Source organism: Aliinostoc maniaoense (assembly GCF_058172895.1).
In genome coordinates this window covers 4,125,265-4,141,150 of sequence record NZ_CP187952.1, presented here as the reverse complement: position 1 = coordinate 4,141,150, position 15,886 = coordinate 4,125,265, and the positions used below count along the sequence as shown (strand labels likewise).

The following is a 15,886-nucleotide window of genomic DNA, read 5'->3' as shown; positions in this document are numbered from 1 at the left end:
CTACCACGGAAGTTAGATTTTAGCTAACTAGAGAGAACATTAATTCCCCTTCAGCAGCAAGTTGACCGTCAACCTCTGCCTTTGCCTGCATTTTCCCGAAACGACGTTGTTTAATCCATAACAGTTCCACCGTCATCAGTAGTTGATCTCCTGGTACTACTTGGCGGCGGAAGCGGACTTTATCGATACCAGCAAAAACAAACAGTCCTCCTTCTACCTCTGGTAATTGTGTTAAAACAATACCACCAACTTGAGCCATTGCTTCTACAATTAGCACACCTGGCATCAGTGGTCTACCTGGGAAGTGTCCTTGAAAGTGTGGCTCATTGATAGTAACGTTTTTAATACCTACGGCTCGTTTACCTGGTACGTAATCGATGATTCTATCTACAAGTAAAAATGGGTAGCGGTGGGGTAGCAGGTTCTGAATTTCTTCAGAGGTGAGAGTTGTTTTAATCTCAGGTGCAGTCTCATCAAGAGATGCAGGACTATTCACTTCAGACAGAATTGACATTAGCAGTTGAATTTTAATCTGGGTATTTAGTGAGTAGGATGGAGAATTTTAGATGAGAGCTAAAATTCTTTGCGCCAGCTGAATATGTAAATTATGACTGGCTTTGTACGCTAAAAAGTGAGCGCGGGGAAAATATCCCAATAAACTCAAATCCCCTACTAAATCCAAAATTTTATGACGTACTGGCTCATTTGCAAATCGTAATGGTGGATTTACCCAGCCATCAGCCCCACAAACGAGGGCATTATCTAAGCTACCACCTTTAATTAACCCAGATTTCTGCAAATGTTCGATTTGATGCAGCAACCCAAATGTCCGTGCTGGGGCAATTTCTTCACTAAAGCTAACTGAGGCTGTTTCTCTATCGGTAGCAATAGACCAACTATGCCATTGATTACCAATTGCTGGTAAGTCAAAATCAATACCGTAACTAAAGCGGGTTTCTGATCCTGGGATAGCAGCCACAAAAGCATCATCTTGATAAATCCAGATAGGCTCAGGAATTATCAAAGGCTGTTTTTCCTCAGTCACAGAAGTTGGTTGTGATCTCAAACCCACTTCAGCAATACTATTTGCCCAAATTCTAGCTGAACCATCCAAAAGCGGCACTTCTGAGCCATCAATTTCAATACGGGCGTTATCTACACCCATCGCCGCCAAAGCTGCTAATAAATGTTCTACTGTACGAACCGATGCTTCATCTTTACCCAACTGAGTGGAGAGGACAGTTTGATTAACGGCTGCTATTTGGGCTGGGATAATTGGTAAATCTGGCAAATCTACACGCACAAAATAGCGTCCACTACCCACCTGTGCCGGTAGTATCCGCACCTTGGTACTGATACCGCTATGTAGTCCTATGCCAGTTTGAGTAATTGCCGCAGCTAGAGTGTGTTCTAGCATAGGCACAAACTCTTAGTATTTTGGTTGTTATTATCCATGTTGGTAAAAACCCCTGATTGGTAATTCGTAATTCGTAATTCGTAATTCGTAATTCGTAATTCGTAATTCGTAATTCGTAATTCGTAATACCGCTACGCGGAAGTAAGCTACGTAATTCGTAATTTTAGGATGTTAACAGTTAACAGTTACCAGTTAACTGTTAACTGTCAGCGTTAAAATCTTTCGCCAATACCAAAGTTAATTCGGCTATCACCGTCATCGTTGATACCGTAGTCAATGCGAATTGGCCCTAGGGGTGATTGTACGCGCACACCCAAACCATAGCCGTAGCCAGTACCGTTTTTATTCAGTACTTCGGCTGTTCTGGTGGTAGTACCTAAGTCACTGCCTACATCAAAGAATAACGCTCCACTAACTACTGAAAATACAGGGAAGCGATATTCTACTGAGGCTTGTACGTAGCTGCGTCCACTGCTTAATGTCCCTTCTTCATAACCCCGGACGGAGTTACTACCCCCTAGGGTAAAGGCTTCATAGGGGGGTAAATCACCGAGGACTGTACCGCCTTGGATGTTAAAGGCTAGGGTTTCTTGCCCTTTTGTAAAGCCAGTAAATTTGACTGGTAAATATTGGCTGTAGCTACCCCGGAGTCTGGTGAGGAAAATGCTACCAGAACCGACGGGTACTGATTGGTCTACACCGAAACGCAGGAAAGAACCACTGGTAGGTTGTAAAGCATTGTTACGGCGATCGCGTTGCGCTCCTAACTGCACTAACAATAAATCATCTTCACCTGTACCAGAAAAGCTCAAAGGTACGGTTGTGCCAGGCACGAGGTTGCCAGCATCATCAAATACTCCCCCCTCTTTTCTTAAGTTACCGTCAGCATCACGGGTACTAACTCTTTGATACTGTAACCCGGCTGAAGCCGTCCATTCTGACCTCTCGTAAGGATTACCAGATAAGGGACGAGTGAAGGTAATACCACCACCTAAACGGGTAACACGGGGGCGGTCTTGCTCGTCTGTATCAGTAATATTATTAGGGTTAAATGTTCTGATATCGTTGTCTGCGCCATCGAAAATCAACGAAATGGAACGGCGACGGAAAATATTGGCTGTGTAGGAAGTCCGGTAAGGATCACCAGCAATCCAAGGATCTGTAAAGCGGAGGTCAAACAACAACTCCCTTTCACCTACTTGAACTTCTGCCCCTAGTTTCTGATTTCTACCACCTAGGTTTTGCTGTTGATAGCTGACTGTCCCAAATAGTCCACTCGCAGAACTAATCCCAGCCCCAGCCGCAATTGAACCACTACTGCGTTCAACTACATTCACGACTACATCCACTTTGCTGGGGTCTGTACCAGGGTCAAGGGAGACATTGACATCTTCAAATAGTCCTGTACCAAATACCCGTTGCAGGTCTTTCTGCACAGTGTTGCGGTTAAATACTTGTCCCGGTTTTAACTCCAATTCTCGCTTAATTACATATTCTCTTGTGCGGCCTTTAATTGGTTCTCCTTTCTCATTAACATCTTGACCTTCTTTGTTACGGAAGCGGACTTTAATATTTTCTACTACCCCTTCTGCTACTTGCAGGGTGACAACACCACTTTCTGAGACTTGTGGCGCACCAATGACATTAGCTAGGACGTAACCTCGGTCTTGATATTGCTTGGTTAGTTGCTTGATACCTTCTTGTAAGTCCCGTAAGTTGAGGATTTTGCCATACTGGTCACGGAAGATTTCGTCAGCAGTATTGGGGGGAAGAACGGAGGGAACTTCAGTACCGGGATTAGCTTGGATTTCTACTTTGGTTAAGACAGGGTTGGGTTGGACAATAAAGTTAACCCTTACCCCTAGAGGTGTATCTTCTGGTGCAGCTTGGACGTTGGAGAAGAAGCCAGTAGCGAAGATGGCGTTAATGTCTTCTTGCAGTTGAGCGCGGGTTGTGGTTCGTCCTGGTTGGGTACGAATAACGTTATAAACTTGGGCTTCTAATTCTGGGGTGAGTTGCCCGGTTTGTGCTTTGACTAGGACTTCGGACACCAATACACGGGGTTCAGTAGTTTCTGGGGTGTTGCTGGGAGTATTATTAGTGTCTGGTGCTGGTGTTACTGGCTCGGTGCTGGGGGTAGGAGGAGGCGTAGTAGTTTCTGGTGCTTGTACCAGCTGTTTGGCAGTTCCTCTCTGGTTGAGTGCTGTTGAGGGAGATGAAATCACCACGGGGGATTTTTGGGCTGATTTCTCTGTCTGGGAATTTAGGGGAACAACAGCAACCGATGCAGACTGAATATTGGCAAATGAATTAGCTTTTTCAGGAGTAGGGTTTGTAGATACTGGTGCTACTGCGACAGTAGGGACAATGACCTCTTTTGTTGCGGTTGTGGCGGATTTTGTGGGTTGATTCTCAGATGATAAAGCAGCAGAGGCAGAAATTTCTGGGGCGGGAATTTCTGCCAGTGTTTTTACTTCAGTAAAGTCGGACTGTTCTGGCTGCTGATTAGTCCCAGGGGGTAAAACTTCTGCTGTCTGCTCTAAACTGTTAGGAGTTTGTGCATTTGCACTCAAAGAGCTACTCAAGGGTGCTGTAATTGCTACAGCTGCCATCAATACTGGAGATAAACGCATTTTATTTAGATTCCTCTTCACATCCACACACCATCACAAAGCAATTTTTAGTGCTGACTGCTAATAACAGTCAACAGTCAACAGTTAACAGTTAATATTCTGGATTAATTCTGAGTTTCAACTACTTGTAATACTCGTTGTAAAACCTCCTGATAAGCATCTTCTACATTCCCTAAGTCTTTGCGGAAACGGTCTTTGTCCATTACCCGGCGATTAGGATCGGCTTCTGTGGTGTTCCACAGTCGGCAGGTGTCGGGACTAATTTCATCTGCTAAAAGTAGATTTCCTTGTGAGTCAACACCAAATTCTAGTTTGAAGTCAACTAGGGTAATACCGCACCGTAACCAAAATTCCTGGAGAAACTGATTAATTTGCAATGCTAGATGAGTAATTGCATCGACTTGTTCCGGTGTCGCTAGTTCTAGGAGCAATAGGCGATCGCGTGTTAATAACGGATCTCCCAATTGATCATTTTTATAGTAAAACTCTACTAGGGGTTGTTTTAATAATGTACCCAGTTCTAAGCCTGTCTGTTGACACAAGCTCCCAGCCGCAATATTACGGATAACTACTTCTAAAGGTATGATTTTCACTGCCTTCACCCGCATTTGATGAGGAGCAGGACTATCAATAAAGTGTGTTTTAATACCCGATGCTTCCAACTGTTGAAATAGCTGACTAGAAATACTACAGTTGATCTTCCCTTTGCCCAGGATATTACCTCGCTTTTGGGCATTAAATGCTGTAGCATCATCCTTAAAGTCAGCGAGTAAGACTTCGGGATCATCAGTTGTATAGAGAATTTTTGCTTTGCCTTCGTATAGCTTGGAATAAACAGACATGGTAGAGGTAAGGTTTTTGGCGAGAGACAATTTTTGTCCTTTCGGGCTTACCCATTTTATCTTTAGTTATTCCAGATTCGCTATTATATCAAGTTCGGATAATTAGTTATAATTCTGTGACCTATGCAGAAACAAAAAACTCTTTCTTCCCCTGCCCCCTGCCCCCTGCCCCCTTGCAGTCTTAATTATAAGTCTTTAACCGAACACGATATTACTCGGTAATCTCGATCTTTCTCATCAGTTTGGAGTATCTAGGAATGAATATCTAACCAAACACAGAAGTTGATTGCTGGTTATCTATGATATTTTGTGGCTGTAAGTTACTTTTTTAACAACCCTAGCGAAAATATTTTCATCATCAAAAATGTGAGTATAGATTAATACTTATACTTTTGTATCAAAAAAGCAGCATAACATAACATTTTTATAAATGATGAAATAAGATCAAGCAAATCTCTAATCGATCAGGAGAGTCTATCACCCAAACCCATCAATTCAGCAACAAGTGCATTAATTAACTTGTCTGGAACAAGTTTTCTCAAGCAAATCAGTCTGGTGTGCATAATTGTAGGTAAGATTGGTGTTCATATCTCAACACCCCAAAAAACATTTTAAAATCAGTGCAATATTTTTCATTAAAAGAAAAATATATCAATACATAAGTAGGCTGGCTCACATCTCAACTCATACATCTTTTTCTATTGCTGTAAACTCTAAACTGTCAATTGTTAACAGTTAACTCACGTCTTGCACCTCGGTTAAAAACTGGGTTTCTTGCAAATTCCTCAGCTTAAAACCTTAATTTTTCGTTCAGAAACCCGGTTTTTTAGGGCTTTTTGCAAGAGTACACAGCCCGCTAGCAATTCCGCTTTAAAAAATCACAAAAACAGGGAGTTGAATAAATGGAGCAAAAAATAGTGACTAAAGAAAATTTTCTCTATCCTCGTGGTCGTTATTATGGTCAAGTAAAACCCGAAAACTTAGTTTTCAATGCCAATCTCCAAGAATTTGCTCAAAGGGTAAGTTATATCTGTAACTTAGAAACGGCAGGAAAATTGCAACCAGAGGAAGCATACGAACAGATTAAAGCATTGTGGAAAAAATTAAAGCGGACAAAAAAACAACTACAAATTGGTGAAAATCCCTTTCAAAATGAAAGTGAGGAGGGAGAAGGCTAACTGATAGCTGATGGCTAGGGAAAAGAAACAACTACACCAATGCCCCATGCCCAAAATTCTTTAATTTTGAATTTTGAATTTTGAATTTTGAATTTTTCTGCCCCATGCCCCATGACTACTTGAGTGTCATTGTCCAGACTCCATCCCAGTCTTGTGGAGGTGGTGTTTGTTGGTAATTGTAGGCGCGTTCTAGGTGAAGATTCACCCCTTGGTCTGTGGGTCGAATATTTTTGGCTGATGTGAAAGAGGCGATCGCTGCGGTAAAATTACGAGATAAGTAGGCTGTACGGCCAGTATGGTAGTGAAACAAAAACTCCTCGGTGATAGCATCTAAAGGAGTGGTGCGATCGCTAATTAACTCGTAGATATTCACAGCTTGGTGTTTACCTTTAACTCGGATTTTATCTAATTGGCGTACCCAAATGCGATCGCTACATAACTGGTAAGTAAACTCGCTCAAAACAATATCACAACCATATTCTTTAGTGACTGTTTCCAAGCGGGAACTTAAATTGACACCATCCCCAATGACTGTATAGTCCATGCGTTTTTGAGAACCGATATTTCCTGAAACTACTTCCCCAGAACTAATACCGATGCCAATATTAATTTGTGGTTGGGCTTGGATAATGCGGCGTTGATTAAATTCTGCCAGTCGCCGACGCATATCTAAAGCTGATTGTACTGCCCGCCAAGCATGGTTTTCTGTGAGTGGTAAAGGTGCGCCAAATACAGCCATTAACGCATCACCAATAAATTTATCGAGAGTGCCTTCGTAGTTAAAAACCGCCTCTACCATTGTTTCAAAATACTGATTTAGGAGTGATACCACCTCCGCCGCACCCAGATTTTCTGTGAGTGTGGTGTAACCTCGGATGTCGGAAAATAAGATTGTTACTTCCTTACGTTCACCCACCATTAAAGCATCTTCGCCCACAGCTAAGACTTGCTCTGCTACGTGGGGTGTCAGATAGCGGTACATGGTATTTTTCAAGCGTTTTTCGCTGCTGATATCTTCCAGCACTACCAACCCGCCTCTAACTCCCCCTTCTGGGTTAGTCAGAGGGTTGACTGTGAGATTAATACTGCGCTCAAGAATGGTTACTTGTTCAGCCGTTAAAAACTTTGATTGGGGGGTAAGGGGTAAATTCCAGGTCAGAAAAATATTTGGGTTAGTGCGATCGCGTATTGTCAATATAGAATACTGTGTTTCACCTGTCAGTATTCCCTCAGCACTTTGTAATTGATAAATGCCTACTGTCAAGTTTTGTTCTGGTACATAATGTTTCGCACCAGTTTTTAAACTATCTTCCAACCGCATTTGTAAATTTTCCACTGGGACAATTTCCCAAACACAGCGACCAATTAAATTATGTTCCCACAGCAGTTTATTACTTTTATGGTTAAGGTCGCCCAAAGGACAACCTAATAATGTTAAAGCTGCATCATTAATAGTCACTATCCGACCAGCCATATCTGTAGAAATCACAGCATCTGATAAACTTTGGAGAATATCTTTTTGATACTGCTTTTCCAGCAGAACATTTTCAAATAAGCGAGCATTTTCTAAAGCAATTCCTGCCTGAATATTAAAAGCCCGCATAAACTCTTCATCAGAAGCGGTAAAACTACCTTGTTGTTTATTAATTAATTGGGTAACTCCAATTAATTCATTGGCTGAATTAAACACTGGTAAACACAAAATATTCCGCGTTATGTAACCAGTTTTTTTATCAGTTGAAGGGTCAAACCGAGGGTCTTTATAAGCATCAGGAATATTCAGTGCTTCTCCTGTTGATGCTACATAACCAGCAATCCCACGATTAGCAGGAATGCGAATTTCTATGTAATTTGTCGTGTCTGCGGCGGCTGCTACCTTTGTCCAGAGTTCCGCCATTTCTTTGCGGTATAAAAATAAGGTACTGCGGTCAGCTTGCATTAAAATTCTGGCTTGCTCCATCACTATTTGCAAAGTTGCTTCTAACTCTAAACTTTGCCCCAATGTTTGAGTCGCCCGTAAAAGTGCTGTTGCTCCCCGTTGGTTGCGAGCCGCTACATAAAAAGATTGACAAGTTTCTAAAATAATGCCTATTGAAGCTGCAAAATCACGAAAACGTCCTTCATCTTCATGATTAAATGGCGTATCTCCAGTTTTATTTGCTAGTTGTACCACAGCAACCACTTGGTTTTTACTACTCACCACAGGCATACATAAAATATTGTGAATTGCATAGCCCATTTGTTTTTCTAAGTCTGGACTAAATAGAGGATGAGTAGCAGTTTCACCAATATTTAAATATTGTCCTGTACTAGCAACATGACCAGGAATACCAAAAGTAATTGGAGTCCGAATTTCTAAAAATTTCTGCCCATTATCTTGGGGAACTTTTGACCACAGTTGGCTTTTATCATAGTCAACTAAAAAAATAGCCGTATGTTCGGCTTGGAGAATTTGACCAATTTTGAGTGTGATTGCTTCTAAAACTTTCTCCAACATATTTTCTAGAGCTTCATTATTGATCAATTCAATAGCTCTAAGAAATTGTTGAAATTCGGCGGTAATAAAGTCTAATAAGCAAACAAATTCATTAACAGAAAGGTCTTTGACTCGCCGCAATAAAGCGTGAGTACGATTAACTTGAGTCAATTCTGTTAATGTAGCTAAGACGCTACCAGGATTAGGAAGAGTCAAGTCGCTACGCTCCAATTCAAAATTCAAAATTCAAAATTCAAAATTCAAAATTAAATACCCCACGGATAAAACCTGCGGCTTGAATTAATGCTGTTTCACTTTTTTCTTCTCCATAAATAAATTTAGCGCGAAGTCAGAGCGGAGGTTTCCTCCGAACTGAACTTCGTAAGAGAGGGGCTTGTATCCTTATTTTCTTTGGTTATTAATTAATTCAAAATTCAAAATTAAATTTCCCATGCCCCATGCCCCATGCCCCATGCCCCATGCCCTATTCCCTAGTACCAGTCACCTGTAACCTATTCCCTGTCACTTTGCCATAGACGATTTTTTGATAATAATCGTGTAATTGATGGGTAGCAGCTGCCCAGCCCCACTTTTCTGCCTCACGTCGGGCATTTTGCCGGATGATTTCCCGTTGTTGTTTGTTTTCTAACAGCTTAATAGTAGCGTCAATAGCATCTTGAATATCAGCTTTGGGGTCAAAAAGATACCCATTGACACCATCTGTAACAATGTCGGGAATACCGCCAGAACGCGCCGCTACGACTGGACAACCAGCCGCCATTGCTTCTAGTAACACTAAACCGAGTGTTTCTGTGCGGGAAGGGAAGATGAAAGCATCAGCACTGGCAAAGGCTGAACCTAACTCCCGCCCCATGAGATAGCCGACAAAGTTAGTATTTGTGCCAGCAAAATGTTTTTCTAGGGCTTGGCGATGGGGGCCATCTCCGACTAGTGCTAATCGCGCTTGGGGAATGGCTTCTAAGATGGGTTTAATGCGCTCAATTTCTTTCTCAGCCGAAAGACGACCTACGTACAATAATAAGGGGCTTTCAGGGTGATTTTGGGTTAAGCGATCGCGCATTTCTAAACTGGCTAAGTCGGGGTGAAATAATTCCGTATCTACTCCCCGTTGCCATAAATCTACTCTTTCAATGCCATGTCCTGAAAGTTCTTCTACCATTGCCGTAGAAGTACATAGGTTTAAAGCTGCTTGATTATGCCCGGCTTTTAATAGTTCCCACAGTAACCCCTCTAACATCCCCAAGCCGTAATGTTGCAGATATTGGGGAAGATGAGTATGATAAGAAGCGATTAAGGGAATTTTCATGACTTTACTGTAGAAAATCCCCGATAGCCCCAAAACTGCCGGATTGACAACATGAATGATATCTGGCTGGAACTGTTCTAGAGTGTAACCAATGGCTGGACGAGGTAAAGCCATTTTCAACTCTGGATACAAAGGCAAAGGAAAGCCACTTACACCGTAAACTTTCGCTCCTTTATGTTCCGTAATTCCGCCTTCTGGGGCAACTACTAAAACTTGATTTCCTTGGCGTTGTAGGTGATCAACGGTATGACGGAGGCGTGTTACAATGCCGTCAACCTTGGGTAGAAAGGTTTCGGTGAATAAGGCAATTCTCATAGGAAATTATTCAGTCCAGGCAGATAATTCTAGCTTTTGTGGATTTTTGGTATCTAGAACAGAGTAAACCGATTCTTGTGGCGTAATCAATTCTCTACAGTCAGAATTAATCTTTTGTCGCTGTTGTCGGACAAATTCGGAAATATCTTCGATGGCATCAGCTTGACGATAAGCTGAATACACAACAATTGTCTGGTCGTCATATTGCGCTAATAATATGACGACCAGTTTTCGGCCACTTACTGAGTTGAGTGAAATAGGGTTGTGTAATTAGCCGCACAAAGGTTTATGTCTATTTTCTATGCCAAGAAACCTTGGGTAAAATTTGCTTGTGATCCACGCGTTTTTGATATTTGATGGCAAAGTTCAGCAGAGAATCGAGCAGAGAATCAGAGAGATAGTGAGGCTGCAAACCTAAATCGAGTAATTTAGTGTTTTTAGCATTGAAATAGTGTTCTTCTTTCTCAACTCTGGGATTGTCTAGGTTGCTGATTTCGACATTCAGTCCCAAAGCATTCCCGGCGTTCTTCACCATTAACGCCAAATCACCGACGCTGAATAGTTCAGTAAATTGGTTAAAGACGCGGAACTCACCTGGTTCGGCGGGGTTAGCGATCGCAATTTCCATACATCGCACCGTATCCCGAATATCCAAGAAACCACGAGTTTGTCCACCTTTACCATAAACCGTCAGAGGATGACCAATCGCCGCTTGAATACAGAATCGGTTCAACGCTGTACCAAACACACCATCGTAATCAAGACGGTTAATTAATAGTTCGTCCATCCCTGTTTCTTCAGTCAGGACACCATACACCACACCTTGATTTAAGTCTGTGGCGCGTAAACCCCAAATCCGGCAAGCAAAATGTATGTTGTGGCTATCATGCACTTTGCTCAGGTGATACATTGACCCAGGCTGTTTAGGATAAGGTAGGGTATCCTTGCGCCCGTTATGTTCAATAGTGATATAACCTTCTTCAATGTCAATGTTGGGTGTACCATATTCACCCATTGTTCCCAACTTCACTAAGTGACAGTCTGGGAAATCTTCTTTCATAGCATAGAGTAGGTTTAACGTACCAACGACATTATTGACTTGAGTAAGAACTGCGTGTTCTCTGTCAATCATCGAAAACGGTGCGGAACGCTGTTCACCAAAATGCACGATCGCATTTGGTTCAAATTTGTGCAACGTTTTCTGAAGGAATTGGTAGTTAGTAATGTCACCAACGAACAAGTCAATGGATTTACCTGTTAAATCTTGCCAGCGTTGGAGGCGTTGCTGAATCGGTGCGATCGGCGTGAGGGTGTCCAAACCTAGTTCGTTATCCCAATGCCGTCTCACCAAACTATCTAATATTCCAACTTCATAACCGCGATTGGAAAGATAAAGTGCGGTTGCCCAACCGCAATACCCATCGCCACCAATAACTAGGACTTTCATTTTCACCAGTTTTTACTCGCTGATAGCTTAATCTATCAGGTTTGGGTACCCTCTCACTCATCATTCTGGAAGATGTGGGATATCTACGATGACTTTCCCGCCTGTTTTCCTAATTCACATTAGGCGTAATTTTGAATTTTGAATTGCCCCAAAGGGTTACAGTGGCAGTATTTCATCTAGTCCTTCTTCGAGGCTGGGGGGTGCATCACGGAGTTGGCGGTGCATTCTGAGGATAATTTCTTCTGGAACAATGCGATCGCGTTTTTGATTTCTGGCTAAACACAACCAAACTGGGGTTTGTACCCACACTCCTGTAATGTGAGTAAAGCCTAACTCACGGGCTAGAGTAATCACTTCCCGACGATGGCGGCGTTGGGCGTTGGTAGCATCAAAAATTACTGTTTTCTGGGTAGATATAGCCTCTTGCAATTGTCGTTCTATTTCCCGCCAAATCAGCAGCCAAGACCCTTGAATTGCCTCTGAACCAAATAATTGCCCCCTGATGGCATCTGTAGAAATCAGTTGCATCTGGGGGCATTGTGCCATTAATTGTTTTGCTAAAGTTGACTTACCGCTACCAGGAAGACCAATTAGTAATATGAGTACTGTTAGGGGTAGCTCGGCGTTTAGTCGGTGCTGAGTTGTGAGTTGTGAGTTGTAAGTTGTGAGTAATAATTCAGGAGTCAGGGCTTGAAAGTAATTAGAAATTGTATTCATTACTAATAACCTCAAACTCATTACTCATTACTCATTACTCATTACTCATTACCCAGCACTATTTTAGATAATTGTTCCATCGGGAATGACAGCATTTTTCAAGACAACTACAATGCCACTACGGATGTAAAAGCCTTGAGTTTCGCGGTTTGCTTCCTGCACGTTGTCTTTATTGATAATTTTGACATCGTGACCGATACGGGCGTTTTTATCGATGATGGCGCGGCGGATAATGGTATCTGGGCCAATACCTACCGGGATCTCTCCTTTCTCTATACTGCACTGACGTTCTACATAAGGCTGGTAAAAGTCAGCACCCATGAGTAAAGATTCTTCGATGACACAACCTGACTCAATCCGCGATCGCACTCCTAAAACTGAATGTTGAATGCGGCAGTTTTTCAAAATACAGCCTTCACCAATGATTGATTCTGTCACATGGCAGTCTAAGAGTTTAGTTGGTGGTAAGTAACGCGGACGGGTGTAAATTGGGGCTTCTTCATCGTAGAAACTAAACGGTGGTAATGGCTGCTGTGTCAGGGCTAAATTGGCATTATAAAAGGCTTCTATCGTTCCAATGTCTTCCCAGTAGTCGTCAAACAAATATGCTTGGACATTATAGTCTTTGGCGGCATCAGGAATAATTTCTTTGCCAAAATCGGTGCGTTCTAAAGCTTCTTTCAAAAGTTTTATTAAAACATCTCTCTTAAAGACGTAAATGCCCATCGAGGCGATGTATGGCTGTAAAGCGGCTTGTTCTGGACTCAATCCCAAAATGGTGGTATCTACCTGCATTTGGGTTAAGGCTTCACCTTTGGGTTTTTCGCTAAAGTCGATTACCCGCCCAGACTGATCAATTTTCATTAAACCAAAATCTGAGGCGCGGCGATCGTCGATGGGAATTACCGAGAGAGTAATATCCGCGTTTGTGTCCCGATGGCGTTGTACAAATTGGCGATAGTCCATACGGTAGAGATGATCCCCTGATAGGATCAGGTACTCATCCACATCCCATTCTTCTAACAGCCATATGTACTGACGGACAGCATCAGCAGTTCCTTGAAACCAGTTTGGGTTTTCTGGTGTTTGCTGGGCAGCAAGCACTTCCACAAAGCCTTCGCTAAAGCCGCTAAAGTTATAGGTGCGGGCAATGTGACGGTTCAGAGAAGCCGAGTTAAATTGTGTCAGAACGTAGATTTTAAAAATTTCTGAATTAATGCAGTTACTAACAGGGATATCTATTAGGCGGTATTTCCCTGCTACTGGTACTGCCGGTTTAGCACGTAGTTTGGTGAGAGGGTACAGGCGAGTACCCGCACCACCTCCAAGGATAATTGCTAATACTTTTTTCACAAGATGTCTCCCGACTGCCTTTTGATTCCCACCTACAGTTTAGGACTGTATGTAGCAACTGGTAAGGGGGGATCAAAGATTATGGCTAATGAATTTTCTGAAACACAGGGGTGTAGCGGTGTGGGGAGTGTGGGGAGTGTGGGGGGTGTGGGGAGTGTGGGGGGTGTGGGGAGTGGGGGGAGTGTGGGAAGTGTGGGGAGTGTGGGGAGTGTGGGGGGTGTGGGGGTAAAAGTGCTGTTTGCCCAACTCCCAACCGTGTTAAAGTTTTTCAGTATTAATCAAACCAAACCCCCATTTATGATCAAACGTACCGGGAGATTTGCCGGGGATGGAACTGTTTTGGCAAAGTAAGTCTTTAATGGCAGTTGGGGTTAACTTGGGGTTGCGCTGTAAGAGTAATGCAATTAAACCAGTGACAAATGGTGCAGCCATACTAGTACCGGACATGGCGATAAATTGGGAATTAATGATCATGGAGCGATCGCCATTAAAATGACTAGAAAGTGCAGAGACAATCATTGCACCTGGTGCGGCTATATCTGGCTTAGGGGCATGATTTCTTAAAGGGCCTTCACTACTAAATTCGGCAATGGTATTTAATTCTAAACCCATTTCGCGGGTGTGGCGATCGATATCTTCATATTTAACTTTAGTAGTGTAGGCTGCCACTGTCACCGCACTACTAGCACAACCAGGAGAACCAATTTTTACTGCATCCTTGACACTTTTACCTGTAAAAAATACTGATAGTGTATCATCTAATGTCCAGACATCAACTATAGTATCTGATGCTGAGTGATTGCGAACTCTTAATTGCCAGATACCACCTTGCACAAGGGATCTACCCCTACCACGAATCTGCACAAAGAAATGATAATCACCATTAATCGGGTCACGGTCTGGGGTGACAATTTCTACCAAAGAATCCGGTAAATCATGGCTTTGGGAAGGATTACCAGTAGTAATAATTTTTTGATAAGGCGTAACAAAACCGTTAGGACTGCGTACTGAGACTTCTAATGCACCGCTACTGACATACCAACCATTTAACCAAACCATACCGATTTGATTTAAAGGCACATGAAAACGCATACCCCGGCTGCGTCCACTGGGAATATGAGTTTGACCGTGAATATTATCATTTCCTTCATTACCAGCCGCACAGCAGACAATTCTACCCATGCCAGACTCAGCATTGATAATTTGGGAGAGAGAATCACTGCCATCATGAGCATCAGCGTGTCCACCGACGCTAAGATTAATGACAGCAGGTCGTCCCAACTCACCCGCCACGCGGAAAATGTAGCGAATCCCATCAGCAATGTGAGCATCCTGTAAATCAGACTTAATCACCACTAATTCCGCGTGGGGTGCGACACCACCATAGACAGCATCAGTACCAGCCGCAATACCTGCAACATGAGTACCGTGACCTTCCGTATCTTGGGAGATATAAAGCTGTTCTCCTGTCAGTTCTGCACCGTAACCACCCTCATTCACCCCTAGACCGGGGAGAGTTTGATCCCAAATTCGCAAAATCCGTCCAGCAAAAGCAGGGTGTTTGGCATCAATACCCGTATCAATAATGCCAATAATTACCCCTTGACCAGTAAGTTTAGTTCTATTGACAAAACTTGACAGTTTAATAACTGCGGGTGCAACATCCATCCGCAGTTGCAGTTTACGGGATGGTTTAATGCGAGTAATTGCAGGTACTTCTGATAAAACTGTTAAATTATCTAGAGGTAAAAAAGCCGTCCTAACAGCACCAAAATTTTGATTTATTTCAATATCATATTGAGCAAGATAACTCAAATCTGCATCAGCATCACAATAAATAAAAACCATACTTTTAGTAGGTTTAATCACACTTTTAGGAGCAATAATACCAAGCGATCGCCTATGTGTAATTAACGCCAACTCCCCCTCCCGTTGAAAATCATCCCAAGCCAACAAAAGTCCAGGAGAAAGCTTTTCATATCTCATGTTATTTCAACTTTGAGCCTAAAGTCTTACCTTCACAAATAACATCAATCTCATCACCAACCCCAAAAACACAACCTAAACTTAATCAATCCCAATAACTCCCCCTCCCCTCTCCACCTCCTCCTCTCTGCGCCTCTGCGCCTCTGCGTGAAAAAAACAAATATTAAAATTTTTCTACCATAAGCAAGAACCGCA

General features: G+C 42.6%; 12 protein-coding genes. 1 reads left to right on the top strand and 11 read right to left on the bottom strand.

The features are described 5' to 3' along the window. Nucleotides 1–19 precede the first annotated feature (19 nt). The 4 genes from fabZ to purC all read right to left on the bottom strand — a co-directional run bounded on the left by fabZ (nt 20) and on the right by purC (nt 4,892). Nucleotides 20–514: a 3-hydroxyacyl-ACP dehydratase FabZ gene (gene fabZ / locus ACPZ3T_RS17900; RefSeq protein ID WP_490270817.1), complete on the bottom strand. Its 495-nt coding sequence runs from the start codon at nt 512–514 to the stop codon at nt 20–22. A gap of 48 nt (nt 515–562) precedes the next feature. Continuing rightward, complete coding sequence (gene lpxC, locus ACPZ3T_RS17895) at nt 563–1,417, bottom strand: UDP-3-O-acyl-N-acetylglucosamine deacetylase (protein WP_490270816.1); 855 nt, start codon at nt 1,415–1,417, stop codon at nt 563–565. A 212-nt stretch (nt 1,418–1,629) separates the two neighbouring features. Beyond that, the gene (locus tag ACPZ3T_RS17890; RefSeq protein WP_490270815.1) at nt 1,630–4,050 is read right to left on the bottom strand and encodes a BamA/TamA family outer membrane protein; all 2,421 of its coding nucleotides are present in this window, start codon (nt 4,048–4,050) and stop codon (nt 1,630–1,632) included. A 104-nt stretch (nt 4,051–4,154) separates the two neighbouring features. Beyond that, nucleotides 4,155–4,892: a phosphoribosylaminoimidazolesuccinocarboxamide synthase gene (gene purC / locus ACPZ3T_RS17885; RefSeq protein ID WP_490270814.1), complete on the bottom strand. Its 738-nt coding sequence runs from the start codon at nt 4,890–4,892 to the stop codon at nt 4,155–4,157. A 902-nt stretch (nt 4,893–5,794) separates the two neighbouring features. Between purC and ACPZ3T_RS17880 the strand changes: the two genes are divergently transcribed. Continuing rightward, nucleotides 5,795–6,070 (top strand): DUF7219 family protein, encoded by a 276-nt coding sequence (locus ACPZ3T_RS17880; RefSeq protein WP_490270813.1) that lies wholly within the window; start codon nt 5,795–5,797, stop codon nt 6,068–6,070. 115 nt (nt 6,071–6,185) lie between these two features. Here ACPZ3T_RS17880 and ACPZ3T_RS17875 read toward each other — a convergent pair whose 3' ends face one another. The 7 genes from ACPZ3T_RS17875 to ACPZ3T_RS17845 all read right to left on the bottom strand — a co-directional run bounded on the left by ACPZ3T_RS17875 (nt 6,186) and on the right by ACPZ3T_RS17845 (nt 15,691). Continuing rightward, a complete protein-coding gene (locus ACPZ3T_RS17875) occupies nt 6,186–8,762 on the bottom strand; it encodes a GAF domain-containing protein (RefSeq protein ID WP_490277260.1) in 2,577 nt (858 codons plus the stop codon). Nucleotides 8,763–9,030: 268 nt separating this feature from the next. Beyond that, nucleotides 9,031–10,188 carry a glycosyltransferase family 4 protein gene (locus ACPZ3T_RS17870; protein ID WP_490270812.1) on the bottom strand — a complete coding sequence of 386 codons (1,158 nt, stop codon included), beginning with the start codon at nt 10,186–10,188 and terminating at the stop codon, nt 9,031–9,033. A 6-nt stretch (nt 10,189–10,194) separates the two neighbouring features. Further along, the gene (locus tag ACPZ3T_RS17865) at nt 10,195–10,371 is read right to left on the bottom strand and encodes a hypothetical protein (RefSeq protein WP_490270811.1); all 177 of its coding nucleotides are present in this window, start codon (nt 10,369–10,371) and stop codon (nt 10,195–10,197) included. Between the two features lie 109 nt (nt 10,372–10,480). Continuing rightward, nucleotides 10,481–11,635 carry an NAD-dependent epimerase/dehydratase family protein gene (locus ACPZ3T_RS17860; protein WP_490270810.1) on the bottom strand — a complete coding sequence of 385 codons (1,155 nt, stop codon included), beginning with the start codon at nt 11,633–11,635 and terminating at the stop codon, nt 10,481–10,483. A 156-nt stretch (nt 11,636–11,791) separates the two neighbouring features. Next, nucleotides 11,792–12,352, bottom strand: a complete 561-nt coding sequence (locus ACPZ3T_RS17855; RefSeq protein WP_490270809.1) for an AAA family ATPase — start codon at nt 12,350–12,352, stop codon at nt 11,792–11,794. 63 nt (nt 12,353–12,415) lie between these two features. Further along, on the bottom strand, nt 12,416–13,705 hold the full coding sequence (locus ACPZ3T_RS17850) for a glucose-1-phosphate adenylyltransferase (protein WP_490270808.1): 1,290 nt from the start codon (nt 13,703–13,705) through the stop codon (nt 12,416–12,418). A gap of 258 nt (nt 13,706–13,963) precedes the next feature. After that, nucleotides 13,964–15,691 carry a S8 family serine peptidase gene (locus ACPZ3T_RS17845; RefSeq protein WP_490270807.1) on the bottom strand — a complete coding sequence of 576 codons (1,728 nt, stop codon included), beginning with the start codon at nt 15,689–15,691 and terminating at the stop codon, nt 13,964–13,966. Nucleotides 15,692–15,886 lie beyond the last annotated feature (195 nt).

Coding starts and splice junctions, on each gene's coding strand:
- ACPZ3T_RS17870 (WP_490270812.1), bottom strand. CDS start 10,188: ATGAGAATTGCCTTATTCACCGAAACCTTTCTACCCAAGGTTGACGGC.
- ACPZ3T_RS17860 (WP_490270810.1), bottom strand. CDS start 11,635: ATGAAAGTCCTAGTTATTGGTGGCGATGGGTATTGCGGTTGGGCAACC.
- ACPZ3T_RS17855 (WP_490270809.1), bottom strand. CDS start 12,352: ATGAATACAATTTCTAATTACTTTCAAGCCCTGACTCCTGAATTATTA.
- lpxC (WP_490270816.1), bottom strand. CDS start 1,417: ATGCTAGAACACACTCTAGCTGCGGCAATTACTCAAACTGGCATAGGA.
- fabZ (WP_490270817.1), bottom strand. CDS start 514: ATGTCAATTCTGTCTGAAGTGAATAGTCCTGCATCTCTTGATGAGACT.
- purC (WP_490270814.1), bottom strand. CDS start 4,892: ATGTCTGTTTATTCCAAGCTATACGAAGGCAAAGCAAAAATTCTCTAT.
- ACPZ3T_RS17890 (WP_490270815.1), bottom strand. CDS start 4,050: ATGCGTTTATCTCCAGTATTGATGGCAGCTGTAGCAATTACAGCACCC.
- ACPZ3T_RS17880 (WP_490270813.1), top strand. CDS start 5,795: ATGGAGCAAAAAATAGTGACTAAAGAAAATTTTCTCTATCCTCGTGGT.
- ACPZ3T_RS17845 (WP_490270807.1), bottom strand. CDS start 15,691: ATGAGATATGAAAAGCTTTCTCCTGGACTTTTGTTGGCTTGGGATGAT.